The sequence below is a fragment of the Pseudosulfitobacter pseudonitzschiae genome, assembly GCF_002222635.1.
Lineage (GTDB): Bacteria > Pseudomonadota > Alphaproteobacteria > Rhodobacterales > Rhodobacteraceae > Pseudosulfitobacter > Pseudosulfitobacter pseudonitzschiae_A.
Map to the genome: position 1 here is coordinate 1 of NZ_CP022420.1, position 21562 is coordinate 21562.

The window sequence follows — 21562 nt, forward strand, 5'->3', positions numbered from 1 at the left end:
CTCATCCCACAGCCAGACCCGGCGCGAATTCCCCGCGCCCTGCATCCTAGAAGGGCGATGATCACCGTCGCCCTTCCTGCCTTGCGCCCCCCGCCCCGATGCAGGCGTCTCGTCGCCGCCCATGGCAGGTTTCGCCCTGTTCTGGCCGTCCCGGCTCTGATCCCGCCGCAATTGCTGGAATAGGAAGGGTGCAGGGAAATTCCCCCCAACCAGGAGTTACAGATGAGATACGACCAAGGAACCAAACAACGACGCCGGGTGGCAAAGCTTCTGCTTTCCGCGCTACTCGCCACATCGGCGCTCGCCGTCACCCATGCCAACGCAGCCGCGGCCGACGACCCAGCCTGGTGCCAGCCGGATTGCGGTGACCTCGTCAGCGACTGGAGCCTGAACGCTTACGCGGTAATGCGTGCGGCAAACGGCTATGCCGATCCGATGGCCGCCACGCGCGTGCTCGCCACCATGCATATCGCTATGCACGACGCTGCGAATGCCGGCGCGGCAAGATATGCCACGCACACGAGGATCAGTGCGCCCGCCGCGGACTATGACGCGGCGGTCGCCACCGTCGTCGCGGCGCATGACGTGTTGGTCGGATTCTTCCCCGATCAGGCGGCGATCGTCGCAGCCGCGCTCGAGGCTTCGCTGCTTGACGCGGGCGTCGGCGCCGCCGTCCAAGCCGGACGTGCCGTCGGCGCGGATGCAGCTGCGGCGATCCTTGCCGAACGCGCAACGGATGGCGCCGAAGCCCGGGAAGGCTGGACCGAGCAAGAGGGTGTGGGACATTACCGGCATGTGCCGGGCTGGGACTTCCTGGTCTCGCCGCAGTGGCGCTCGGTCCGTCCCTTCGCACTCGCCTCACCGGATCAGTTCAGGACCGCCCCACCACCGGCTCTCGCTAGCGCCGAATATGCCGTCGAGTTCGCCGAGGTCGCGGCAACCGGCCGGGACGTCTCCGAGACCCGATCGGCCGAGGAAACCGAATACGCGGCGTTCTGGTACGAGTTCTCGGACATAGGCTGGAACCGTGCAACCCGCGTTGCAGCGCGCGAGCACGATCTCGATCTGCGCGACAACGCCAGGCTCTTCGCTCTCGTCAACGTGGCGATGGCCGACGGCTATATCGCCGGTTGGGACTCGAAGATGCACCACGACTTCTGGCGCCCTGTCACTGCGATCGCGACGGCCGATGATGATGGCAACCCCGGGACCACCTCCATCGAGAGCTGGGCACCTTTCCTGCCGACGCCGCCCATCCAGGACCACCCCTCGACCCACTCGGTCCTCGGCGCGGCGACTGCCACGGTGCTCGCGGAAACCCTCGGCGACACGGGTTTCGCGATGACCTCTACGACGGCGTTGGGCCATGCACCATGGCGGAGCTTCGAAGGCTTCACCGACGCTGCGGAAGAGAATGCCGAGTCGCGTATCCATGCCGGGATCCATTTCCGCTCGGCGATTGACACGGGTTTGGACCTCGGCCGGAAGATCGGAACGCATGTCTTGAACAACTTCCTCGTTCCAGTCAACTAAGTCCGCGCTGGCGGGGCCCCACCCCGCCAGCCGGCTTCCATTCCGACGTCTGTAGTCCTGACTGCGGGATACAATGGTATGGTCTCGTGCTTGCCAAAGGGGAGTTGCGCGGTCCAGCCCCGTGGCCCGGACGCCTGCAGCCAAACTCAGGTTGATCAGACTTGCATTCATTAACCAGCGAACGCCCGTTCTCAGCACGGTCGGATGCAAATGCACCCGCGCAGCGAAGGTCTACTTACCACCCGCCCGTCGGAATACTTCGCAGTCGCAGCGCAAACCGAGCAGGCGCGGCGAATGGCAGGTCCGTCCCGCATTGTGTGAGTGCGCCGGTGGCGCAGCGAACGTCTGGTCTTGACGTCGAGCGGCGATAACGGTCCTTTCTGGCCGGTCTCCCTTGTCCTACGTCAAATCAGATGTCGTTTTTCACAGATAAGTTCAGCAGCTTGTCACCAGGCGTTCAGTGAACCTGATCGAGGGTATGGGAAGTAAGCTGCGCAGATTGTTGCTCAGCAGGATCGGTCGCTGACCGCCGCCGCCTCACGCTGATGTAGAAAGCCATGTAGCCGTGGCCCTCGGGCTCCTGCGCCGAAGTTTGAAACGGCCTATGCCGATTCAGAATAGCCCGAGAACCGAACTCATCGCGAGGTAGCTCGTCACGCCGAACAGTGTCAGCAGACTGAGGCTCATGCAGAGGCCGCGCGCGCCGGTCCTGCCGGCAAGATAGCTCCAGGTGTAGCCGAGCCGTGCCAGCGCGAAGCCGATGGACCACAGGTAGAGGACGGCGGCAGGCGGCGAAACGAAGGCCAGCAACAAGGCGGGACACAGGAAGCAGACGACGTTCTCTGTCGTGTTGCGGTGGGCGTTGTGGCGCCGCTCCAGCTCGTCTGATGCATGTGCCGGGATCACAGCGCCTTCGCGGCCCCGCGCCGCGCGTTCCTCTGGCGTCGCCGAGAGATCAAACCGCAGCCGGGTCAGTTCGGTGCTGGTCATCAGCCAGGCGTGGTTGGCGACCAGCAGGGCAAAGGTGATCGCCAGCGCGCCAACCGCGCCCTCGGATGGCAGCGCAACCACCACCGGCTGCACGCCGATCAGCACCAGATTGACGGCGATGGCGGCAATCAGCAGGGCGACGGGATAGCCGATGATGATCATCGCCACCCGACGCTTGCGGGGCTCAGTGCTGCGCATCCGGATCCTCCGTCCAGATCGCCACGATGAAGACGGCCTTGTCGGGCGCAGGCCGCCACTGATGATCGATCGAAAATCCTGCCCCGCGCAGATCGGCGGCGAGGCCCTCGGCGCTCAGCGGACGGACCAGCGGCAGCAGGCCGAGCGCATGGCCGACCGGCAGAAGCCGCCGGGCGATCCCTTGCATGTCGGCAAGGCAGACCGTGCTGCTGACGAAGATGCCGCCCGGCTTCAGCAGGCAGTGGACCTTTGAGAGCGCGACGCAAGGGTCTTCGAGCAGATGCAGGACGCTGAGGCCCAGTACCGCGTCATAGTTGCCATCCGTTGCTGGCCAGTCCTCGATCCGTGCCACCTCGAAATTCACGTTCCGGGCGCCCTGCACTTGCGCCTTCTCGCGGGCGATGCCGATCATCCGGTCGGAAAAGTCGATGGCGTCGATACTGGCGACATGGGGGGCGTGAATCAGGGCGGTCGTGCCGGTTCCGCAGCCGAATTCCAGCACCCGCATGTCGGGGCGCAGATAGGATTGCGTGATCTCCAGCTTGCGGCGATAGGCCGCCTCGTCGGCGACCGGCTGGCGGGAATAGCGCCTGGCGATCCAGTTCCAGAATCTGGGCGATGGGGGCATTCGCGGGCTCCTGTCGGGGTTCGGACCCTCAATACATATGCGCGTTTGCGATTCGAATTGCCAAAAACCGGCTATCCGATATACGCAAACCGATGAAGTGGGACACGGTCGCCTTCGACTGGAACCAGGCGCGCGCCTTCCTCGCCACGATCGAGGAGGGCTCGCTGTCGGCCGCCGCGCGGGCGCTCGGCCAGACCCAGCCGACGCTGAGCCGGCAGGTGGCCCAGCTGGAAGACGTGCTGGGCATCGAACTTTTCCGGCGGGTCGGCCGGTCGCTGGTGCCGACCGAGGCGGCTTTCGATCTGCTCGACCATGTCCGCGCCATGCGCGACGCAGCACTCGGCGTCTCGCTTGCCGCCTCGGGCCGAAGCCAGGCGATCGAGGGCCGGGTCAGCATCACCGCGACCAATTTCATGGCCACGCGCGCGCTGCCGCCTGTCCTGAAACGGCTGCGGGCCATTGCGCCGGGGATCGAGGTCGAGATCATCGCGTCGAACGAATTGCGCAACCTGATGCGGCGCGAGGCGGATATCGCCATCCGGCATGCGCGCCCCGAACAGCCCGAACTGATCGCGCGGCTCGTGAACGAGACCGCCGCGAACCTCTATGCCTCGACCGAATTCCTGGACCGCTGCGGGCATCCGCAAAGCCACGCGGAACTCGAAACCCTCGACTTCATCGGGTTTGAACATGACCATGCCGAACGCCTGCTGCCGATCCTGAACGAGCGCGGCATCATGGTGACGCGGCAGAATTTCAGGCTGGTCTCGGCCAGCGGATCGGTCATTCTGGAACTGGTGCGCCAGGGGCTTGGCATAGGTCTGATGTCGCGGGACATGGCGGCGACCGCCCCGGGCCTGTCGATCGTACTGCCCGATTTTCAGCCGATCCCGGTGCCGGTCTGGCTTGTCACCCACCGCGAACTGCACACCAGCCGCCGGATCCGGCTGGTCTTCGATCTGCTTGCCGACGCGCTGTCGCGGGACGCGCCGCACCGCGATCTACCGGTGTGATCCGCACAATCAGGTCGCGCTTCAGGATGCCATCGGCGCCAGCGCCCGCCACTTCTTGCGGTAGGCCGAGGCGGAGATTCCGACATGCTTGCGGAAGGCCGAGCGGAAGCTGGACGGCTCGCTGTATCCGACTTCGGCCGCGATATCGTCGATGGGCATCGCGGTCGTCTCCAGCAGCTGCTTGGCTTCCTCGACGCGCAGCGTCTGCACATAGCTTGCCGGCGCCTGACCCGTCGCCTTTTTGAACCGGCGCGAAAAGCCGCGCTCGGTCAGTTGGCTGCGCGCGGCCATCGCCGCGACCGGGCTGGATGTGTCATAGTTCTGCGCCGCCCAGATCTGCGCATCGGCGACAAGCTGGTCGTCATGCTGCCCGCCCGCCGTCAGCGAGGCATAGGAAAGCTGGCCGTCGCTGTGCGGGTCGATCAGGTAGATCTTCGCGATCCGGCGGGCCTCGTCCGCACCCGCGAAACGCCCGATCAGGTAGAGCATGAGATCGGCCCAGGCCGAGGTGCCGCCGGCGGTGATGACGCGGTGGCCGTCGCCGGCGGGAATCAGGATTCGTTCACGGCAGACCTTCACATGGGGAAAGGCCCGGCCGAGCATGTCGGCATAGCCCCAATGCGTCGTCGCCCCCTTGCCATCCAAAAGGCCGGCCGCGCCCAGCAGAACCGCACCGGAGCAGACCGAAGTGACGATGGCGCCGCGCGCATAGGCCCCGTTGATCCATTCGGCCACCGGGGCGAAGTCTTCGGGCAGACCGGTATTGGGGTCGAACAGCAGATCGGGCACGATGATGAAGTCGGGGACGGGACGCTCGGCCAGTGCCGCATCCGGCGTGATCTTGCGCCCGTTGATGTCCCAGTAGGGTGCCCCGTCCAGCGTTCTCAAGGTGACATGGAAGATGGGTTCAGCCGTCGGGAGGCCATGCAGCATCTCCCAGTCGCGACCGACCGAGGCCAGAATGTCGAGGATCGAGAACAGCACTGAGGTTCCGGCAATGCGCGATCCGATAACCGCTGTTTTGATCGTCATATCCCGCTCGCCTTACCCGCGTCCGTCTGGAAATCACCGATCTGGTCCGCTTCTCTTCTGCCACAGTTTGACAGTTCGGTCCATGTGAAACGCAGTCCGGCACGCAATCCCGCCTGCCGCGCAAAGGAGAAGACAGGAATGAGACACTTGATTTTGACGGCTGTGTTGGGCGTTTCGGGGACCACGGCGATCGCCGGTTCGGCAAGCAACGGCCTGCAACTGAATGGCGTCGTATCGAACGTGATCACGATCAACGCGGCATCGCCGCGGGATCGCGACGCCCATCAGGCCCTGATCAGCATGGCGGCGCGCAAGCTGGGCGGCTGAGGGCGGACCGATGAAAGCAGGCGCTGCTCTTCTCGCGGCGGGACTCATGTTGATCCCGTATCCGGTCTTGCCAGAAGCAGACAGCCCTGCGCACCCGATAGATCTGACCGGATCGGCATTGCTTGTGTCGAACACGTCGCGGAAACTGCTCGACTACATTGTTCAGTGCGCATTGCCCGAAGGCACGATGGCCGTCGCGCACCATGACGGACAGACCTATCGCTTTCGCGGAACGGTCGGGATCGCGCCGGAGTGGCGCAGTGGCGCCTTGAGCGTGGCAGATCAGGCGGCCGTCACCGCCTGCCTGCTGGCCCGCACCAACGCCTTTGGCGTGCCGGTCCTGATCTCGATGCGCGGCGTCGGTGGCGATCTGGCAGGACTGCAGACATTGCGCGCAACCAAGGCGGAGCAGCAGGCATTCCCGCTGTGGGAAGGCGCGTTTTTCGGAAACATCTTTGCCGATCCGCCGCGCGCCTATGCGTGCCGGGGCGACGTATCCTCCGAAACGGAGGCGGCGCTGCGTCGGGCCAGGCGCATCTGCACACTGCCATCCGCAGAAATCACGTCAAGCGGCCAGCCGATCTCGTCTTGCGGGTTTGTCGTTCTGGGCCCCTGCGCTTCTGACGCGGCCCGGCTGATCCGGCGGGGCTTCGGCGATCAGGCGATGGATGTCTACCTGCCGCGGTAATGTTGGCGAACCGAGTTCAGATCCTATCGTCGATCACCGCCGCATTCTGCGGGAATTCCCCACGAAATCCACCGTCGGGAGGATTGACGCGCAGTCTGCGAAAACGATCTTTTCGCGCCTCCAAGGCGGGATGGAACAATCAGTCGCGCATTCCGAAAGGCACCGACCTTCCTGTATTTATCGCATTTGAACATAACGCCTGTCCTATAATCACCGTTTCCGTCTTTTTGCACCCTACCGCGACTCGCGCGGACAATTCATTCCTGTGACCAACGGCGCAAACAATTCCGCCGTCCCAGTCACCAAAGGAGATGAAAATGACGGTTCAAAACGAGATCATCGCATTCGACGAGGCCAGGGCCGAAGCCTTTGCCAACCGCTTTGTCGGCACGCTGAACGAAGCGGCATTGGCGATCATGACATCGCTTGGGCACCGCGCCGGCCTGTTCGATGCGCTGGCCGAAAATCCCGGCCTGACGTCGGACGCACTGGCCCTCAAGGCGGGCGTGAACGAACGCTACTTGCGGGAATGGCTCGGCGTCATGGTGACGTCCGGTGTCGTTGCCTACGACCCCCATGCAGGCAGCTACACGCTGCCGCCCGAGCATGCCGCGTTTCTCACCCGCGCGGCCGCGCCCGACAACATGGCGGTGACAACGCAGTTCATCGGTGTCGCCGCCTCTGTCGAAAACGAGATGCTGGAGCGGTTCCGCACCGGCGAGGGCCTCTGCTATGGCCATTTCGACCGGTTTCACGAGGTCATGGCCGAGGACAGCGCTCAACTGGTGGTGGCCAGCCTTGTCGATGCGATCCTGCCGGTCGTGCCGGGCCTGATCGACCGGTTGAAGGACGGGATCGACGTGGCCGATTTCGGCTGCGGCGGCGGGCGGGCGATGCTGCGTCTGGCACGGGAATTCCCCCACAGCCGTTTCTTCGGTTTTGATCTTTGCGCCGACGCCTTCGCGGCGACCGAGGCCGAAGCGCGTGCCGAAGGGCTGGAAAATCTCGCATTCGAGAGCTGCGATCTGTCCTCGGTGCAATCCGTCGGACGGTTCGATCTGGTCACCGCGTTCGACGCCGTCCACGACCAGAAGGATCCGAAAGGGTTTCTGGCGCTCATCCACCGGTCGCTGCGCAAGGGCGGCGTGTTCCTGATGCAGGATATCGGCGGCTCGCGCGATCTGGAGAAGAACATCAAGAACCCGTTCGCGCCGCTGCTCTACACGATCTCATCCATGCACTGCACGCCGATCTCGATCGGTCAGGGCGGGCCCGGACTGGGGGCGATGTGGGGCGTCGAGACGGCGCAGGAATACCTCGCCGCCACCGGCTTCGCCTCGGTCGAGACGCATCGCCTGCCGCATGACCCGATCAACGCCTACTTCGTCGCCCGACCCTGAGCGACGCCCGGAAAAGAGGAGAAATACCATGGAACTGAACCTGAAACACATTTGGCCTACGCGGTCTCGCGGCAGAGGCGTCGCCGGGCGTACCCGCCGACTGATCGCGCGAATACGCAACCGGCAAAGACTGCGGCGGGACAAGCGGCACGTGTCGCAGCTTTGCGACCACCTGCTCCGGGACATTGGACTGGACGAATACGCAGTCCGGCGGCGCGAAAGCGACCAGTGGCCCGAGCTTTGACGCATGGCATCGAAAGGACAACACATGCAAGTGACACGAAAAAACGAAACGCTGGTGATCGGTGCGGGGCTTTCGGGCCTCGCAACCGCCCGTGCGCTCGCCGGTCGCGGCCTTCCGGTCACCATTCTTGAAGCGCAGCACCGCGTGGCCGAGCCGTGGCGGCAGCGCCACCCCGCGCTGCGGCTCAACATCCACCGCCACTTTGCCCGGCTTCCGGGGCAGAAGGCGCCGCACGATGATGGCGTCTTTCTCAAACGCGACACGGTGGTGGCGCATCTGGAGCGCTATGCGGCGCGTCTGGGTGTGCCGATCCATTTCGGAACGGCTGTGACCGGGATCGACAGAGCTGGCGACGGCTGGGCAGTGACCACAACAAACGGCCCGTTTCACGCGGCCCATGTCGTGATCGCTACCGGCCGGGATCGGGAGCCTTACATTCCTGACTGGCCGGGGCGCGAGAGCTTCGACGGTGAGTTCCTACACGCAGCCGATCTCGGCGATACGTCCCGTTTCGACGGCAAGCGGGTGCTGGTGGTGGGCGCCGGCAACTCGGGATCGGACGTGCTCAACCATCTGGTGCGGCACGACCCGGCAGAGGTTCTGGTCTCGGTCCGGCACGGCCCTGCGGTGGTGCCGACACGGGTCTTCGGGTTGCCGCTGCACCGGCTGGCACGGATCTTCGCGGCGCTGCCCGCGGCGGTGCTCGACCCGGCCTTCCGGATCACCCAGCGGCTGTTCCTTGGAAACCTCGCGCGCCACGGGCTGAAAAGCCATCCGGACGGCGGTGGCACGCGGCTGTTGCGCGACGGCGTGGCCTTCGCCATCGACGACGGGTTCGTCGCCGCGCTGAAGGCGGGCCGCATCCGGGTCGTGCCCTCGGTTGAGGGATTCGACGGTGCGCAGGTCCAGTTGTCGGACGGCACGGCATGCCGCCCGGATGTGGTGATCGCGGCGACTGGCTATCGCACCGGGCTGGAGCGATTGCTGGGGCACCTCGACGTGCTCGACCGGTCCGGCCAGCCCCGGCACCCGATGGGTGAGCGCGACGCCGCCAATCCCGGTCTGTGGTTCACCGGCTTCCGGCCGATCTTTACCGGCTATTTCGACGCCGCGCGCATCGCAGCCGACCGTATCGCCGACGCCGTCGCGGCCGATTCCCGGCGCCACCCGGCAGCTAGAGAATCCGGCGCGCATGCCGCGCGCGCCGTCACGACACGCCCCGCACAAGCGGGCGCAAGCCCGACCTGAAACCGAAAAAGGAACCAACCAGATGAAACCGACCAATCTTGTCTTTGCGGCACTCGTCGCGACCGCACCCCTCGCGGCCCAGGCGGGCGAACCGCTCGCCGCCTTCGACGTGGCCGAGGATATCTCGCGCTTTGTCTATGCGCCAGCGCCGGTCTTCGACGACGGCATGCCCGCCTACGGCAACCCGTTCGTCACGCAGGGCTACATCTACCCCGCCGGCACACTCGATGGCGGCATCGAGGGCACCCTGCCCGATGGCAGCCCGGCCTTCCCCGAGCTCGTCATCGGGGAGTGGACCTGCGACGGGTTCTTCGTCGGCGACGGCATGCGCACCGAAACCGGCGCCATCGTGATGACCCGGCAGATCTACCGCTTCGATGACGGTGACCTGCTGATCAGCCATGGCCCGGAACTTGTCGATCCCGGCGTGAGCGTCACCCGCGCCGTGACCGGCGGCACCGGCGGATATGCCGACGCTCCGGCTCAGCTTGCCCAGGTGCTTCTGGGGATGAGCGACGGCTACGGCGTCCGGTTGCAGGTCGAGATTGAAACCCGCGATGGTGCCGAAGGTTGAGAAGCCGCACACGCAACACTTGGGCGGCGGGATCGGCAATGCGCCGGGCCTCGCCGCACTTTCGATCAACCACCCGAACAGGAACCAGGCAGATGAAATTTCTCCGGATACGCGCCACCGACGATGGCAAATCCTATTTCGATGACGACACCTGGCCGGTCTTCGACGGCGATTTCACGCCGCCATCGCCCGCGGGCTACAGCGTCACCGAAACCATGGGCGCGAGCGGCGTTCTGATGATGCACCATCCCGCCGGCTATCGCGACGAATGGCATTGCGCCCCGGTGCCGGTCCTCGGGACCGTTCTGACCGGATCGGTGCGCATCGAGACCAGCGACGGAGACACGCGGCTGCTGTCGCCCGGCGATCAGTTCGTGGCGATGGACCTGAGCGGCGCTGGCCATAGGATGGAGGAAACAAATGGCGCTGCCTACGACTTTGCGCTGGTACTGTTGAACGGCCTTCCCGGCCCGCTGTCCGGGGGAAGCCCGAAATGAAGCTCTATTTCATGCCAGGCGCCTGCTCGCTGGCGCCGCATATCGCCCTTCGCGAGGCCGACCTGCCGTTCAGCCTGGTAGAGGTCAACTACCAGACTCGACTAACGGAAGGCGACCGCAACTATCTCGAGATCAATCCCAAGGGCTATGTCCCGGCGCTTGAACTGGCGGATGGCGAGCTTTTGACAGAACTTCCGGTGATATTGCAATATGTGGATGCGCTGGCACCCGAAGCCGCCCTGTTGCCGCAACCCGGGATGGGCCGCTATCGCGCGTTGGAATGGTTGAATTTCATCGGCACCGAGATTCACAAAAGCTTCAGCCCGCTCTTCCGGCCCACGACACCCGAGGCGTTCCTGAAACCGGGCCGGGAGCATCTGTCCCGGCGGCTCGACATGGCCGAGGGTCATCTGCGCCAGCACAGATACCTGTCGGGCTCCGAATTCTCGCTGGCGGATGTCTATCTGTTCACCGTTTGCCGCTGGCTGGGGGACCAGGATCTTGCGCTTGCGACCTGGCCGGCATTGCAGCGGCATTTCGATGATATCCTGCGGCGGCCGGCTGTCAGGGACGCACTCGCGCATGAGGGTCTGACCGCATGACCTCTGCGACGGACCACCAGATTGACCGGATCGCGATGTATCGGGAGATGCAGCGCGCCATTCCCGGTCTCGATGGCATGTACCGCCTCGTGTCCGCCCTGATCGCGAGTCTTGCCGGCAAGGGCGCGCGGCTGCTGATCGCGGGGGCTGGCGGTGGGCGCGAAATCGCGGCTCTGGGCGCAAACGCGCAGGCGTTCGAGATCACGGCCATCGACCCCTCCGGCGACAATCTGGAGACCGCGAAACAGGTCGCCGAACAGGTGGGTATGTCGGGCAGGATCACGTTCTTCCGGGGCACCGCCTCCGACCTGCCGTCGCGGCCATGCTTCGATATCGCGACATCCCTGCTGGTCATGCACCATCTTCGCGATGATGGCACCAAACTGGCCTATCTGACGGCCCTCGCAGATCGGCTGACCCCTGGGGGCACGCTGATCCACGCCGACGCATGTCTTGGCGGGACAGGGGAATTCGAGATGCTGATCCCGGCCTATCTGGCGCATGCGGACCTTGTCGGTGCCAATCCTCACGCGACGCGCCTCGAACTCGAAGCGATACCGCGCATGCCGGTCGTGCCCGAAACCCGCATGCGGGCCCTGTTTGCGCAGGCAGGCTTTGGCGAGCCGCGCGAAGTCTTCCGAAGCCTGTGGTATCGATGCTGGGTCAGCACCCGCACCGGGATGTAGCGGCCGCCTGCAAAAGGCATCGGCGCAAATTTATTGGAGGATTACATGCAGCCCATCATCTATGACGTCGCCATCTCGATCGACGGCTTCATCTCGGGCCCGGACGGGGACATTTCGCAATTCGCGCAGGAGGGACCGGTCGTCGAGGACTACATGGCGCGGCTGGCAACCTATGCCACCGCGATCATGGGCAGACGGACCTACGAGTTCGGCTATCGCTTCGGCCTGAAGCCCGGTCAGAACCCCTATGAGCACATGACAACGTTGGTCTTCTCGCGGTCTCTGGAACTGCCAGAAAACAGCGATGTAGAAGTGCATGCGAGCGGCGATGCGCATCTGCTCGGGGAGTTCAAGGCTTCAACACCGGGGCCGATCTACCTCTGCGGCGGCGGGGCATTCGCCGGAGCACTGCTGTCCCTGGGCCTGATCGATCTTCTCCGCCTGAAACGCGCACCGGTCATCCTCGGCAGCGGCGTTCACCTGTTCGGAGACACAGCCGTATCCCCTGCCCTGCGCCATGTCGAAACGCGGAAGTATGACGGCGGGTACCTCTTTCAGGAATTCGCCCTGCGCGGCTGATGCAGGTTTTCCCCGACCGGGTCGCGGCATCCCATCCACCGGATGCGTTCCGACGCATCCGGTCGGCGGTTCCGAAAGCAACCGGTCACTTGGCGATGGCGCAGGTGAGTCAGTCTGCCCCCGTCGGGATCAGATGCACCTCCAACTCTGCATCCCGCACCGCGCCGACTTTGCGATAAAAGGCCCGGGCCGATGCGTTCTCGGCCCACAGGTCCAGAACGATCACGTCGCATCCCAGTTCCACCGCCTTGTGGCGCAGCGCCGCGATGAGCGCGCCGCCGACCCCGCGATTGCGGCACCGCTGCGTAACCACCAGATCGCCAAGCCACAGCCTTCGGGATCCTGTGTGAATTTCGAAGCGCTTGCCGTAAGACGCGAAGCCCACGATCTCCGTACCGATTTCGGCGAGGAGGCAATCGAACCACCTGTCTCCGCCGAATCCGAGCCGGAGCAAAGCGTCCGTGTCCGCGCCCGGATCGGGATCGGCCACATGGCTGGCCAGCTCACGCGCCAGTTGCGCGATGGCCGGAACGTCGGCCTCAAGCGCGTGTCGGATGCGCATCTTGCCATCTCCCGGTCTGGTTCAGGTCCGGCCAGACCTCGATCAGGCGTGCGGTGGCCGGAAGCGCATGTTCCACATGCCAGATCTCGTCCGGCACGAAGTCCACGATGCGTTCAGCGCCCGCGAAGGCGGTGGCACGGCCGGAGGTCCAGTCGACCGCCGCCCGACCGGTCAGGCACAGCGCGTCGCCGCTGGCGAAATCCGGCACCAACAGACCCGCCCGGCCATCGGCCTCGATATTGCCGAGCGTGTTGAAGTACCGGTTGCCCGAGAAATCGGGAAAGGAAAGCGTGCCGTCCTCGTTGATGCCCAGAAACCCGGGCCGCCCGCCGCGGTGGGAGACATCGAGTCCTTCAGTGGCGTTCCTTGCAACTCGCGCGCCGCGCGAGGCGATGAAGAACGTATCCGCGCCGGCAATGATGCTCCGGACCGCGTCACTCTTCAACGGCATTTGCCGTCGCACGGGCAGCGGTGGATCGGTGCGCGACAGCTCGAAGGCGCGGGTCTGGATGTATTTCGGGCAGTTGCCGAAACTCTGCTCGACGGCAATTTCCAGGCCCTCGCCGCCAGAGGCGGTCTGGCCATTCATCCTGTTGCGGCGGCGCGTTGCAAGATCGATGCCGATCAGACCGACACTCGCGCCGGGACCGGTGTCGAGGTCGAAGTCCTCTGCAAGATCCGGTGTGTGGCTCAGCGAAAGTCGTTTCGGGGAAAGCGCCCGTGCGAATCCCGGCGTTCCCGATACCGGCACCGCCCAGGGCCGGCCCCGCCGGTCGAGAAGTGCGAGGAACACCAGCGGCAGGCTCTCGAAGAACTCCTGATGCTGCGCGGGCATGGCATCGCGCATCGCGCGCGAGGCCATCTCTCGCGTCCGCGGCGGAACGCCGGCGCGATCCTGCACCGCGATCTCGCCGGCGTGAAATGTGGCTGGGTGGTTCATGTTTCCCTCCTTGTCGGGATGTCAGGTGATCGCGGGCAGCGGCGAGCGCGCCATGCCGGGCAGTACCTTCTCGAAGTGAAATCGACGGATCGCCCCGCCGAGGGTCTTGTTGGTTGCCCGCGTCGCGACCTCCTGCCGAACCTTGCGATATCCGGCGTTTCGGTAGAGGGTGAGTGCGGCCGTTTGCAACTCCGACGTGCTGAGGATCATCCGCTTGCAGCCGGCCTTTTGGGCCTCGGTCTCGGCGCGGGCCAGCAAGTCACGCCCAATGCCGCGGCGCCGGAACCGCGGATCGACATACATGCGGCGCAGCTCGGCCGCGCCGGGTTCCGCCTGTTCGAGACCGAACATGCCGACCAGTCCGCCCGCTGCGGAGGCGACGAAGAACTGTCCACCGCGCGCGGCATAGTAGCGCGCGATATTGTCGATCTCCTCTCGCAGCGCAGTGGCAATGTAGGCCTCGAATTGTTCCGCCATGTGACGCGGTGCCATCAGCCTGTTCACCGCGATGAAAAGCGCGCGCACCGCCGCCGCATCGTCCGGTTCGAACGGTCGCACGATGATCGGGTCATCAACTGGTGCCTTTGAGGCGGCCTGGTCATTCCGGTCGGCGCGCGTCGGAACAGAAGGGCTGGACTCCTCGGCATCGCGTTTCATGGGCGGAATTCTCCCACAGCATGGTTTGCATACTCCCGACCGGCCCGCCGGAGAACCGACAGGCCGGTTCACTCAGGCGGCGCGGGCTTTGCGGGCGGGGAAGTCGATATCGGTATCGGCGACGTGGTTGAGGTAGTTGGTGAAGATGTTCGCCACCACGTTCGCGACCGTCTCGACGATATCCGCCTCCGAAAGGCCGGCATCGCGGGCCGTGGTCAGGTCTGCATCGGCGATCAGGCCGCGTGCCTGCACGATGGCCAGCGCCAGCCGCAATATCGCCGCGGTTCGCGGATCGTCCGAGCGGCCGGCCAGATGGGCGTCGATATCGCCGGGCGTCATCTTCAGCCCGGCAGAGATCGCGGCATGGGCCGAGGCGCAGTAGTCGCAGCCATTTACTCCGGCAACGGCAAGGGCGATCGCCTCGCGTGTGCGGGCGTCGAAGCTGCCTCGGGCCAGCGCCTCGTTGAGGCCGAGCATGCCGCCGAGCACAGCGGGCTGGTTTGCCGCGACGCGGTAGAGGTTCGGCACCATGCCGAGCTTGCCCTTGATCGCGGTGAAAAGCGTGGCGGCCTCGGGGGCGGCGGCGGTGTCGGAAACCTGGGTGATACGTGCCATGGGATATGTCCTTTCGTGGATTTGGGGATCAGGCCGAGGCCAGGTCGGCTTCGGGCTTCGACAGGGCGATGACCGCCACAACGGCAGCGCCGTTCAGCCAGTAATAGGCCGCGTCGAGTCCGGAAAAGCCGAGCGCGAAGGGCAGGAACAGAAACAGCACGCCGACACCCAGATCGACGGTGAGATGCAGTTTGTAGGGCAGTACACGGATCAGCCCGAGATGATGGTCGGTGAAGACCGTCAACAGGAGAGCCGCAATACCGATCACCGGCGAGATGCCAAGCGCGAGGGGATGCGATGTGCCGAGCCCGAGCAGAAACGGCAGGGCGATAAGCGCAAGCGCGACCGGATAGTCGAGCCTGGCATGGATGGTCTTGGTGACGAAGCGCATGGTGGAGGTCCTTTCGGAAGGGTTGCAAGGGCGACGGTGTATCCGCCGCGTCACCTGCCTACCCGACCTGATCAGGACGGTGAATTCCTGAAAGTCCGGGAAACCTCTCAGATCGTCCGACGATTGGGACGACTTGTCACGCCGCGCGGGACTCGGCACCGCCCTGCCGGAACGCGGCGGGTGAGATACCGATCTCTTTCTTGAACACCCGACTGAACGCGGATTCAGAGGCGTAACCTGATACTTCCGCCGCCTCGGCGACGCTGAGTCCGCGCGCACTGATCGCCTCGCGGGCGATCTGCATCCGCCAGGACGTCACGTAGCTCATCGGGGTTGCGCCGATCCGCGCCGTGAATCTTTCGGCGAAGCCGGTGCGCGACAGTCCCGCCTCGCGGGCCAGCGCCGCCACGGTCCAATTCGAAGTGGGATTCCGGTGAAAGGCGGTGAGCGCGCGGGCAAGGTGCGGGTCCGCGAAGCCCGCCACGCCGCAATCGACCTCGCGCGCCTGCTCGATATAGGCCCGGATCGCCTGGGCGAAGATCGCCTCGGACATCTTGAGCGCGATCAGGTCGCCACCCAGCCGCGCGCCGCCCGCCTCGGCACCGATCACGCGAAGCGTGGCCTCGAGCCAGGGGCCCGCCTCCTCGCCGTAGCCCCGCAGATGAATGAAAGGGGGAAGCTGGTCGAACAACAGATGCTTGGACCCCTCGGCCAGGGCAAAATGTCCGCAGATCAGTTGCGTGTCGCGGGGGCTTTCGTCGCCACCCCAGACCAACGTGCCATGGCCCGGAAAACCGGCGCGAGACAGGATGTCGTCAAGCGGCAACGCGTCGTCCGGGCCGGTATGGCGGCACGACAGGACATGGGCGGTGCCATGGGGAATCACGATCAGATCGCCTTGGGCGAGATGCACCGGCACCGGCACGCCCGCCACCCGGACGAGCGCCTCGCCCCGGTGCGCGAAATGAAAGCGCGCGACGTCGCGGAAGGCGGGCACACGCACGCCCCAGGGTTCAGTGAAGCTCGTGCGGAAGTAGAGCGTGCCACGGAGCGAGAGGCGGGTGAGGATATCGCTGAGCAGGTCAAACATGAATGCAATTTTTATCACCGAAATCCGAAAACGTCCATACAGCCGGACGATCGGGCATTCATCCCGAACGCACCGGCATTCATGGTCCGGTTCCTTTCGTGTCAACTGGCGTCATCGAAACCCAACCAAGGAGATGACACGATGAAAACCCTTACACTCATGATCGGCCTTGCCGTGGCGGCGACCGGTGTTGTTGCGCAGGCCGGTGAGGCGATGAACGATCTCGAGATCGCCCATACCGCCTATACGGCGGGTCAGCTCGACATCCGGTATGCGCATCTTGCTCTGGCTGTGTCTGAAAACGATGCCGTGCGCGAATTTGCCCAGACCATGATCCGGGATCATTCCGCGGTGAACGAAGCGGCAGGCGCGTTGATCGCCGAACTCGATGTCACCCCGCAGGACAACGCGCTGTCTCAGGCGCTGATCGAGGGGGCGGCGGCAAAGCGCACCGAACTGGCGAGCCTGGCGGGCGCGGCCTTCGACTGTGCTTATGCGACGAACGAACTCGGCTACCACCAGGTCGTGAACAAGACGGTCGCCGAGGACTTCATCCCCGTGGTCACAGTCGAACCTCTGAAGGCGCTGCTGGGGGATGCGCTCGTCACCTTCCGCGCACATGAAGCACATGCGGAGAATATGGTGTCGGGTCTGCAATGCGCGGGCTGACACGGCCCACACGGAGACGGTTTGGTCAGGGACTCGGCACCGCGCTGGCCCTGGCCGGACTCCCCGGCATTCTTCGGGCACATGACGGCACGCATGAGGTCACGGTGCGAATCGAGCGTTTCGCCTTCGATCCGCCTGAAATCGAGATCATCGTCGGCGACAGTGTGACCTGGATCAACGGTGATGTCGCACCGCACACGGCCACCGCGCTCAGCGGCGACTGGGATACCGGCAATCTCGAACGGGATGGCCAAGGTCGGATCACGTTCGATTCACCAGGCGAGCATCGCTACATCTGCGGGTTTCACCCGCACATGAAAGGAACTGTCGTCGTTCACGCCAAAACGGACGGCTAACCAGCGCGGGCCGGCCACTACTCATCCCCCGGCGGGTGGCCCGCGCAACAAACCATGAAGGAAAAAACCATGTCTGAACCCATCACCCTCGTAAGCCACGCGCTTTGCCCCTATGTCCAGCGCATCGCCATCGCCCTTGCAGAAAAGGGCGTCGCGCATGACCGTGTCACCATTGATCTCGCTGACAAGCCGGGCTGGTTTCTGGCGATTTCGCCGCTCAGCCGCACGCCGGTCCTGAAGGTGGACGACGCGGCGCTGTTTGAATCCGCTGCGATCCTTGAATATCTCGAGGAAACACAGCCCAACCCGCTGCATCCCGCCGATCCGGTCGAACGGGCGCGGCATCGTGCCTGGATCGGTTTCGGTTCGGAAGTGCTGAACGACATCGCGGGTTTCTACGCCGCGCCGGACGAGGCAGCGCTCGACGCAAAGGCGGCGGCACTGCATGCCCGCTTCCGCCTGCTCGAGGACCATCTCGGCCAGGGCCCGTGGTTCGCGGGCGACCGCTTCAGCCTGGTCGACGCGGTCTTCGCTCCGGTGTTCCGTTACTTCGAAACCTTCGAGCAGATCGGGGACTTCGGTTTTTTCGACGGGCTTGCCCGGGTTCCGGCCTGGCGTGTGGCGTTGGCGGCCCGACCGACCGCGCGCAATGCCGTCGCCGCTGACTATGGTGACCGTCTGGCCGAGTTCCTGCGTCGCCGCAATGGCGCGCTGGCAGGTCGTATGGAAATAAGCTCCGTGCGGGAAAGGCAGTCGGCTTGAGCCAGGAAGCCGCCGCCATGTGCTACGATGTCGAAGCCCGTCACAAGGAGAGCGGCGGCATGACGCAGAAAGGGTCGCCCCGGATCACATTCGCGCGCTTGCCGGATATCCCGCCGGACATCCTGATCGCGCATATGTCCGACCCGCGCGTGGCCGCACACATGCCGCTGCTGAAAGGCGCGTGGAACCGCGACATCGCCGCGGAATTCGTCGCAGCCAAGGAGGAGCGCTGGCGCAGCGACGGGCTGGGGCATTGGGCAATCCTTGCGGATGATCGCTATGTGGGCTGGGGCGGGTTCCAGAAGGAGGGCGTGGAATGGGATTTCGGCCTGGTCCTGAAACCTGACGCCTTCGGACTTGGCGCACGGATCACCCGCGAGGCCATCGCCTTCGCCAGGGCCGACGCGCGCATTCCCTTCGTCACCTTCCTGCTGCCGCCGTCGCGCCGGAACCTCGCCGCGCTCGACCGGTTGGGCGCGAGGTTCGTCGGCGAAATCGAGCATGATGGCGCGACATTCCTCAAGTACCGGTTGGAGACGCGGTGACATCCGGTTCTACACGGAGCCGATTGCAAGGAAGAAACCCAATTTCTGGGGCCGCGGACGGTTTTCTTGCTCACGGATCGCTGGCTACGATACCTGCAGCGGCATCCAAGGGAGTGGCGTTCCCGCACTCGGATCCAAGTGAATGGTGGCTGCGTGCCGGTCTCAACCGTAGGAGGTTTGGCAATCTGCAGCAATGCGGCCGTTCGATCACAGTGCAGCATCGGACGGGGCGGGCTCCAAGCTGCCTTACGGCAGCACCCCGAACCCGGTGGATTACCCCCGCCGGGCCCGAGGTGGAGACCCCGTTCTTCAGAACGGGATCTCGTCGTCGCGGTCGACCAGCTCGGGGTCTTGTCCCTCGGCCGACTTCGGGCGGCTGAGGAAGTCGACCTTTTCGGCGATGATCTCGCAGCCGTAGCGATCGTTGCCCATGCTATCGATCCACTTGCTGTAGTGGATACGGCCGTGGACGAGGACCTTCATGCCCTTTTCGCAATGCTCCGCGACCGTCTTGCCGAGACCGTTGAAGCAGGTGATGCGGTGCCATTCCGTGTCCATGACCCGGTAGCCGTTGTCGTCGCGCAGCACGCGACCTTCCGCGAGGCGGGGGCGCGAGGTGGCGAGGCTGAAGTTGGTGATCTGGGTGCCGCCCTGGGTGGTGCGGGCTTCGGGGTTCTGGCCGATGTTGCCGGCGAGGATGACGATGTTCTGCATGATAAGCTCCTGTGTTTCCTGTCTTCGGGACTGTCCCTTCGACAAGACCCTGAAAAAGCCCGTCGGGTGACGCGTGCACGGTGGACAGCATGGACGCCGGAAACCCCCAAAGGACCGGGGTGGAGCGGGCTGGGCGTGGAACACGCCCGACACGGCCCGGTCTGACGCGGGGTTGCGCGTGAGGCAGACCGAACGGGATTAGGGGATTGTCAGTCGAAGGGATGGACCAGAGGACAGAGGAGCGCGGGGAGCCCATGCCAGATCCTGTCACCTTGCCAATCAAGGCTGCCTGACCCAAGCCCAGCACAATACACTGTGCGGCAAAGACTATGAATCAGCCAACACTCGTCACCTGCACCCTGCCTACGGGAGTTGCGGCGTCATGCCACGACGAGTATCGATACCGGATCATTCAGAAGATGAGGCACCAATTGCTGATTTCGATCTCTAGGCACTGTCGCTCACCGAGCTGAAGAAAATGCAGAAAGACGTCTCCAAGGCGATCTCCACCTTTGAGGAGCGGCAGAAGGCGGAAGCCCGCGCCAAGGTGGAAGCCTTCGCTCGGGATCTGGGCTATCTCCTTGCCGAACTCGTCGGCACAGATACGAAAACCAAGCGTGTGCCTGCCCCGGTGAAGTACCGTCACACTGAGAACCCTGCGCTCACCCGATCCGGTCACGGGCGCAAACCGCAGTGGTTCGTGAAGGCGCTGGCTGTTGGAAAATCGAAGGACGATCTGGCGGCACGAAGGCGCTACGCGGCCGGATCATTTTGGATTTGACGGCTCGACTGCGGGAAACTCGAACGCTGTCTCGTCGGGTTTTGGCCCCATCACACGAGTAGGCAGATTGGGAGCAGGCGCATAGCCGCGGTGGTGCCCTTTGACCAGAACAACTTTGCCGCTGCGGTAGTGCCGCTCATGCTCGGCAACCCAGTGACGCATGGGTCCGTTGCGCGCGTCTTGGGTTTGACATTCGAATTCAAGGCGAGCGGTCCTTTCCGCCATGTGCGCGGCGGCCTTCGGGCCAATCCGGATCGTCAGATGTGATTTCTGGGCACCAAGTATCCAGGACTTGCCAAACTTCCGGGCAGTCTTCGTGTTCTTGCTGGTGAATGTCTCGGTTTCCGTGGGGATGATTCCGCCCAGATCCGGCGAGTCAAGCATGGCAAAGAGCGCGTATGGAATGAAGAGATCGTAGCCAGTTTCAACCTGATGCACCGTGCGTCGACCGTTGATCATTTCCATCGTATCTCTGCTCCGCACGCGGAAATCGACCACGGAACGGCTCTGCTCGACTTCGACGTTATCATAGTTCAGCTCTCCTGCCGGCGTTCGCTTGACGAGCAAGGCGCAGATCGGGTCGACGACACGCGAATTCTCACGGCGATGAAACATCGTGATGCGCAAATGGTGCTCGTTACGATCATCAAGCAGATAGCCGCGCAAGCCGGTGCCTGACGGCTTGTCGTCATACCTGGTCACAGATGAAGCCCGTTCGAAGCGTGCGACGCCCAGCTCTCGATCGTCGAACTCTACCCAAACGACGTCAGCAGGTAGTTTCACCTCACCAAGGATCGCCATGGCCGGTAGCCCGGTTTCGGCTGCCTGTTTGGCGACAGCGTCATGTAGAGAATCGGCGTAGGCTGCTGCCAAATGATCGAGAAGGTACACTTTGGCCTGCTGCAGTGCGTCGAGCGCATGCTCGCGAAAGAGTTTCAGGTCTTCGGACGGCGTGAAGTGCCAAACCAAGTCGTCAGCGGGAGCCGATTTACCCGCCAGTGATGATCCATATAACGAAATCAATGATTTATAGAGCATACTTTGGCACCTCAACCCGACACAGAACAGCTTGCGGCGTAGCACGTCCATGTTCAAGCGGCTTTCGTAGCGCCATCGAGTGCCGTGACGTGTGCTCCAATCGCGTCAGGATAGCTATGCCGACCATTGTTGGCTCATTTTGACAGTCGGCCGGGGCCGTTGACAGGCGAAAGGGCCGGATCGGTGACCCTGCCCCGACGCCG

The 21562-nt window shown here is 64.2% G+C and carries 28 protein-coding genes; 17 read left to right on the plus strand and 11 right to left on the minus strand.

What is annotated here, in order from left to right:
* The first annotated feature begins 222 nt into the window (after positions 1 to 222).
* Complete coding sequence (locus SULPSESMR1_RS23200) at positions 223 to 1533, plus strand: vanadium-dependent haloperoxidase (protein ID WP_089423444.1); 1311 nt, start codon at positions 223 to 225, stop codon at positions 1531 to 1533.
* Between the two features lie 612 nt (positions 1534 to 2145).
* Here the strand turns inward: SULPSESMR1_RS23200 and SULPSESMR1_RS23205 are convergent.
* Both SULPSESMR1_RS23205 and SULPSESMR1_RS23210 read right to left on the minus strand, forming a co-directional pair.
* Positions 2146 to 2721: an MAPEG family protein gene (locus SULPSESMR1_RS23205; protein WP_089423445.1), complete on the minus strand. Its 576-nt coding sequence runs from the start codon at positions 2719 to 2721 to the stop codon at positions 2146 to 2148.
* Positions 2708 to 3349, minus strand: a complete 642-nt coding sequence (locus tag SULPSESMR1_RS23210; protein WP_089423446.1) for a class I SAM-dependent methyltransferase — start codon at positions 3347 to 3349, stop codon at positions 2708 to 2710. Before SULPSESMR1_RS23210 ends, SULPSESMR1_RS23205 begins: the two co-directional genes overlap by 14 nt.
* A 92-nt stretch (positions 3350 to 3441) precedes the next feature.
* Between SULPSESMR1_RS23210 and SULPSESMR1_RS23215 the strand changes: the two genes are divergently transcribed.
* Positions 3442 to 4362: a LysR family transcriptional regulator gene (locus tag SULPSESMR1_RS23215; RefSeq protein ID WP_089423447.1), complete on the plus strand. Its 921-nt coding sequence runs from the start codon at positions 3442 to 3444 to the stop codon at positions 4360 to 4362.
* 21 nt (positions 4363 to 4383) lie between these two features.
* Here the strand turns inward: SULPSESMR1_RS23215 and SULPSESMR1_RS23220 are convergent, their stop codons facing one another.
* Positions 4384 to 5394 carry a GlxA family transcriptional regulator gene (locus SULPSESMR1_RS23220; protein ID WP_089423448.1) on the minus strand — a complete coding sequence of 337 codons (1011 nt, stop codon included), beginning with the start codon at positions 5392 to 5394 and terminating at the stop codon, positions 4384 to 4386.
* Positions 5395 to 5532: 138 nt separating this feature from the next.
* On the opposite strand from SULPSESMR1_RS23220, the gene SULPSESMR1_RS23225 reads away from it, so the two are divergent.
* The 10 genes from SULPSESMR1_RS23225 (at position 5533) to SULPSESMR1_RS23270 (ending at position 12239) form a co-directional block, all read left to right on the plus strand.
* Positions 5533 to 5721 (plus strand): hypothetical protein, encoded by a 189-nt coding sequence (locus tag SULPSESMR1_RS23225; protein ID WP_089423449.1) that lies wholly within the window; start codon positions 5533 to 5535, stop codon positions 5719 to 5721.
* A gap of 10 nt (positions 5722 to 5731) precedes the next feature.
* Complete coding sequence (locus SULPSESMR1_RS23230) at positions 5732 to 6409, plus strand: hypothetical protein (protein ID WP_157729109.1); 678 nt, start codon at positions 5732 to 5734, stop codon at positions 6407 to 6409.
* A 317-nt stretch (positions 6410 to 6726) separates the two neighbouring features.
* Entirely contained in the window at positions 6727 to 7809 is a 1083-nt protein-coding gene (locus SULPSESMR1_RS23235) for a class I SAM-dependent methyltransferase (protein ID WP_089423451.1), read from the plus strand.
* Positions 7810 to 7837: 28 nt separating this feature from the next.
* The gene (locus tag SULPSESMR1_RS23240) at positions 7838 to 8053 is read left to right on the plus strand and encodes a DUF1127 domain-containing protein (RefSeq protein WP_089423452.1); all 216 of its coding nucleotides are present in this window, start codon (positions 7838 to 7840) and stop codon (positions 8051 to 8053) included.
* A 24-nt stretch (positions 8054 to 8077) separates the two neighbouring features.
* Positions 8078 to 9301 carry a flavin-containing monooxygenase gene (locus tag SULPSESMR1_RS23245; RefSeq protein WP_089423453.1) on the plus strand — a complete coding sequence of 408 codons (1224 nt, stop codon included), beginning with the start codon at positions 8078 to 8080 and terminating at the stop codon, positions 9299 to 9301.
* 22 nt (positions 9302 to 9323) lie between these two features.
* A complete protein-coding gene (locus SULPSESMR1_RS23250) occupies positions 9324 to 9875 on the plus strand; it encodes a hypothetical protein (RefSeq protein WP_089423454.1) in 552 nt (183 codons plus the stop codon).
* Between the two features lie 92 nt (positions 9876 to 9967).
* Entirely contained in the window at positions 9968 to 10372 is a 405-nt protein-coding gene (locus SULPSESMR1_RS23255) for a hypothetical protein (protein ID WP_089423455.1), read from the plus strand.
* Positions 10369 to 10974 carry a glutathione transferase GstA gene (gstA, locus tag SULPSESMR1_RS23260; protein WP_089423456.1) on the plus strand — a complete coding sequence of 202 codons (606 nt, stop codon included), beginning with the start codon at positions 10369 to 10371 and terminating at the stop codon, positions 10972 to 10974. Before SULPSESMR1_RS23255 ends, gstA begins: the two co-directional genes overlap by 4 nt.
* The gene (locus SULPSESMR1_RS23265) at positions 10971 to 11660 is read left to right on the plus strand and encodes a class I SAM-dependent methyltransferase (RefSeq protein WP_089423457.1); all 690 of its coding nucleotides are present in this window, start codon (positions 10971 to 10973) and stop codon (positions 11658 to 11660) included. The genes gstA and SULPSESMR1_RS23265 overlap by 4 nt, the downstream gene beginning before the upstream one ends.
* A 45-nt stretch (positions 11661 to 11705) precedes the next feature.
* A complete protein-coding gene (locus tag SULPSESMR1_RS23270; RefSeq protein WP_089423458.1) occupies positions 11706 to 12239 on the plus strand; it encodes a dihydrofolate reductase family protein in 534 nt (177 codons plus the stop codon).
* A gap of 109 nt (positions 12240 to 12348) precedes the next feature.
* Here the strand turns inward: SULPSESMR1_RS23270 and SULPSESMR1_RS23275 are convergent, their stop codons facing one another.
* From SULPSESMR1_RS23275 to SULPSESMR1_RS23300, 6 genes are all read right to left on the minus strand, one after another.
* Complete coding sequence (locus tag SULPSESMR1_RS23275) at positions 12349 to 12801, minus strand: GNAT family N-acetyltransferase (RefSeq protein WP_089423459.1); 453 nt, start codon at positions 12799 to 12801, stop codon at positions 12349 to 12351.
* On the minus strand, positions 12779 to 13741 hold the full coding sequence (locus SULPSESMR1_RS23280) for a pyridoxamine 5'-phosphate oxidase family protein (protein ID WP_089423460.1): 963 nt from the start codon (positions 13739 to 13741) through the stop codon (positions 12779 to 12781). Before SULPSESMR1_RS23280 ends, SULPSESMR1_RS23275 begins: the two co-directional genes overlap by 23 nt.
* A gap of 21 nt (positions 13742 to 13762) precedes the next feature.
* On the minus strand, positions 13763 to 14398 hold the full coding sequence (locus SULPSESMR1_RS23285; protein ID WP_089423461.1) for a GNAT family N-acetyltransferase: 636 nt from the start codon (positions 14396 to 14398) through the stop codon (positions 13763 to 13765).
* A 72-nt stretch (positions 14399 to 14470) separates the two neighbouring features.
* Positions 14471 to 15013 carry a carboxymuconolactone decarboxylase family protein gene (locus tag SULPSESMR1_RS23290; RefSeq protein ID WP_089423462.1) on the minus strand — a complete coding sequence of 181 codons (543 nt, stop codon included), beginning with the start codon at positions 15011 to 15013 and terminating at the stop codon, positions 14471 to 14473.
* Positions 15014 to 15041: 28 nt separating this feature from the next.
* On the minus strand, positions 15042 to 15404 hold the full coding sequence (locus SULPSESMR1_RS23295) for a hypothetical protein (protein WP_089423463.1): 363 nt from the start codon (positions 15402 to 15404) through the stop codon (positions 15042 to 15044).
* Positions 15405 to 15540: 136 nt separating this feature from the next.
* Positions 15541 to 16494, minus strand: coding sequence for an AraC family transcriptional regulator (locus SULPSESMR1_RS23300; RefSeq protein WP_089423464.1), 954 nt, complete (start codon positions 16492 to 16494; stop codon positions 15541 to 15543).
* 141 nt (positions 16495 to 16635) lie between these two features.
* On the opposite strand from SULPSESMR1_RS23300, the gene SULPSESMR1_RS23305 reads away from it, so the two are divergent.
* From SULPSESMR1_RS23305 to SULPSESMR1_RS23320, 4 genes are all read left to right on the plus strand, one after another.
* Entirely contained in the window at positions 16636 to 17163 is a 528-nt protein-coding gene (locus SULPSESMR1_RS23305) for a DUF4142 domain-containing protein (RefSeq protein ID WP_240311220.1), read from the plus strand.
* A complete protein-coding gene (locus SULPSESMR1_RS23310; RefSeq protein ID WP_089423466.1) occupies positions 17151 to 17519 on the plus strand; it encodes a cupredoxin domain-containing protein in 369 nt (122 codons plus the stop codon). The genes SULPSESMR1_RS23305 and SULPSESMR1_RS23310 overlap by 13 nt, the downstream gene beginning before the upstream one ends.
* 69 nt (positions 17520 to 17588) lie before the next feature.
* Positions 17589 to 18281, plus strand: coding sequence for a glutathione S-transferase family protein (locus tag SULPSESMR1_RS23315; protein ID WP_089423467.1), 693 nt, complete (start codon positions 17589 to 17591; stop codon positions 18279 to 18281).
* 59 nt (positions 18282 to 18340) lie between these two features.
* Positions 18341 to 18826, plus strand: coding sequence for a GNAT family N-acetyltransferase (locus tag SULPSESMR1_RS23320; protein WP_089423550.1), 486 nt, complete (start codon positions 18341 to 18343; stop codon positions 18824 to 18826).
* A 309-nt stretch (positions 18827 to 19135) separates the two neighbouring features.
* Here SULPSESMR1_RS23320 and SULPSESMR1_RS23325 read toward each other — a convergent pair whose 3' ends face one another.
* Positions 19136 to 19540: a single-stranded DNA-binding protein gene (locus SULPSESMR1_RS23325; RefSeq protein ID WP_089423468.1), complete on the minus strand. Its 405-nt coding sequence runs from the start codon at positions 19538 to 19540 to the stop codon at positions 19136 to 19138.
* 478 nt (positions 19541 to 20018) lie between these two features.
* Here SULPSESMR1_RS23325 and SULPSESMR1_RS23330 point away from each other — a divergent pair, with 478 nt between their 5' ends.
* Entirely contained in the window at positions 20019 to 20321 is a 303-nt protein-coding gene (locus SULPSESMR1_RS23330) for an H-NS family nucleoid-associated regulatory protein (RefSeq protein WP_240311493.1), read from the plus strand.
* Here the strand turns inward: SULPSESMR1_RS23330 and SULPSESMR1_RS23335 are convergent.
* Positions 20307 to 21359 (minus strand): hypothetical protein, encoded by a 1053-nt coding sequence (locus SULPSESMR1_RS23335; RefSeq protein WP_089423469.1) that lies wholly within the window; start codon positions 21357 to 21359, stop codon positions 20307 to 20309. The genes SULPSESMR1_RS23330 and SULPSESMR1_RS23335 overlap by 15 nt on opposite strands.
* Between the last annotated feature and the right edge of the window lie 203 nt (positions 21360 to 21562).

Excerpts from the sequence above, each read along its gene's own strand:
- SULPSESMR1_RS23255 (WP_089423455.1), top strand. The coding sequence starts at position 9,968 with ATGAAATTTCTCCGGATACGCGCCACCGACGATGGCAAATCCTATTTC.
- SULPSESMR1_RS23215 (WP_089423447.1), top strand. The coding sequence starts at position 3,442 with ATGAAGTGGGACACGGTCGCCTTCGACTGGAACCAGGCGCGCGCCTTC.
- SULPSESMR1_RS23245 (WP_089423453.1), top strand. The coding sequence starts at position 8,078 with ATGCAAGTGACACGAAAAAACGAAACGCTGGTGATCGGTGCGGGGCTT.
- SULPSESMR1_RS23290 (WP_089423462.1), bottom strand. The coding sequence starts at position 15,013 with ATGGCACGTATCACCCAGGTTTCCGACACCGCCGCCGCCCCCGAGGCC.
- SULPSESMR1_RS23300 (WP_089423464.1), bottom strand. The coding sequence starts at position 16,494 with ATGTTTGACCTGCTCAGCGATATCCTCACCCGCCTCTCGCTCCGTGGC.
- SULPSESMR1_RS23240 (WP_089423452.1), top strand. The coding sequence starts at position 7,838 with ATGGAACTGAACCTGAAACACATTTGGCCTACGCGGTCTCGCGGCAGA.
- SULPSESMR1_RS23280 (WP_089423460.1), bottom strand. The coding sequence starts at position 13,741 with ATGAACCACCCAGCCACATTTCACGCCGGCGAGATCGCGGTGCAGGAT.
- SULPSESMR1_RS23325 (WP_089423468.1), bottom strand. The coding sequence starts at position 19,540 with ATGCAGAACATCGTCATCCTCGCCGGCAACATCGGCCAGAACCCCGAA.
- SULPSESMR1_RS23310 (WP_089423466.1), top strand. The coding sequence starts at position 17,151 with ATGCGCGGGCTGACACGGCCCACACGGAGACGGTTTGGTCAGGGACTC.
- SULPSESMR1_RS23250 (WP_089423454.1), top strand. The coding sequence starts at position 9,324 with ATGAAACCGACCAATCTTGTCTTTGCGGCACTCGTCGCGACCGCACCC.
- SULPSESMR1_RS23320 (WP_089423550.1), top strand. The coding sequence starts at position 18,341 with ATGACGCAGAAAGGGTCGCCCCGGATCACATTCGCGCGCTTGCCGGAT.
- SULPSESMR1_RS23335 (WP_089423469.1), bottom strand. The coding sequence starts at position 21,359 with ATGCTCTATAAATCATTGATTTCGTTATATGGATCATCACTGGCGGGT.
- SULPSESMR1_RS23275 (WP_089423459.1), bottom strand. The coding sequence starts at position 12,801 with ATGCGCATCCGACACGCGCTTGAGGCCGACGTTCCGGCCATCGCGCAA.
- SULPSESMR1_RS23265 (WP_089423457.1), top strand. The coding sequence starts at position 10,971 with ATGACCTCTGCGACGGACCACCAGATTGACCGGATCGCGATGTATCGG.
- SULPSESMR1_RS23330 (WP_240311493.1), top strand. The coding sequence starts at position 20,019 with ATGCAGAAAGACGTCTCCAAGGCGATCTCCACCTTTGAGGAGCGGCAG.
- SULPSESMR1_RS23235 (WP_089423451.1), top strand. The coding sequence starts at position 6,727 with ATGACGGTTCAAAACGAGATCATCGCATTCGACGAGGCCAGGGCCGAA.
- SULPSESMR1_RS23205 (WP_089423445.1), bottom strand. The coding sequence starts at position 2,721 with ATGCGCAGCACTGAGCCCCGCAAGCGTCGGGTGGCGATGATCATCATC.
- SULPSESMR1_RS23270 (WP_089423458.1), top strand. The coding sequence starts at position 11,706 with ATGCAGCCCATCATCTATGACGTCGCCATCTCGATCGACGGCTTCATC.
- SULPSESMR1_RS23285 (WP_089423461.1), bottom strand. The coding sequence starts at position 14,398 with ATGAAACGCGATGCCGAGGAGTCCAGCCCTTCTGTTCCGACGCGCGCC.
- SULPSESMR1_RS23315 (WP_089423467.1), top strand. The coding sequence starts at position 17,589 with ATGTCTGAACCCATCACCCTCGTAAGCCACGCGCTTTGCCCCTATGTC.
- SULPSESMR1_RS23210 (WP_089423446.1), bottom strand. The coding sequence starts at position 3,349 with ATGCCCCCATCGCCCAGATTCTGGAACTGGATCGCCAGGCGCTATTCC.
- SULPSESMR1_RS23220 (WP_089423448.1), bottom strand. The coding sequence starts at position 5,394 with ATGACGATCAAAACAGCGGTTATCGGATCGCGCATTGCCGGAACCTCA.
- SULPSESMR1_RS23200 (WP_089423444.1), top strand. The coding sequence starts at position 223 with ATGAGATACGACCAAGGAACCAAACAACGACGCCGGGTGGCAAAGCTT.
- SULPSESMR1_RS23230 (WP_157729109.1), top strand. The coding sequence starts at position 5,732 with ATGAAAGCAGGCGCTGCTCTTCTCGCGGCGGGACTCATGTTGATCCCG.
- SULPSESMR1_RS23225 (WP_089423449.1), top strand. The coding sequence starts at position 5,533 with ATGAGACACTTGATTTTGACGGCTGTGTTGGGCGTTTCGGGGACCACG.
- SULPSESMR1_RS23305 (WP_240311220.1), top strand. The coding sequence starts at position 16,636 with ATGAAAACCCTTACACTCATGATCGGCCTTGCCGTGGCGGCGACCGGT.
- SULPSESMR1_RS23295 (WP_089423463.1), bottom strand. The coding sequence starts at position 15,404 with ATGCGCTTCGTCACCAAGACCATCCATGCCAGGCTCGACTATCCGGTC.
- gstA (WP_089423456.1), top strand. The coding sequence starts at position 10,369 with ATGAAGCTCTATTTCATGCCAGGCGCCTGCTCGCTGGCGCCGCATATC.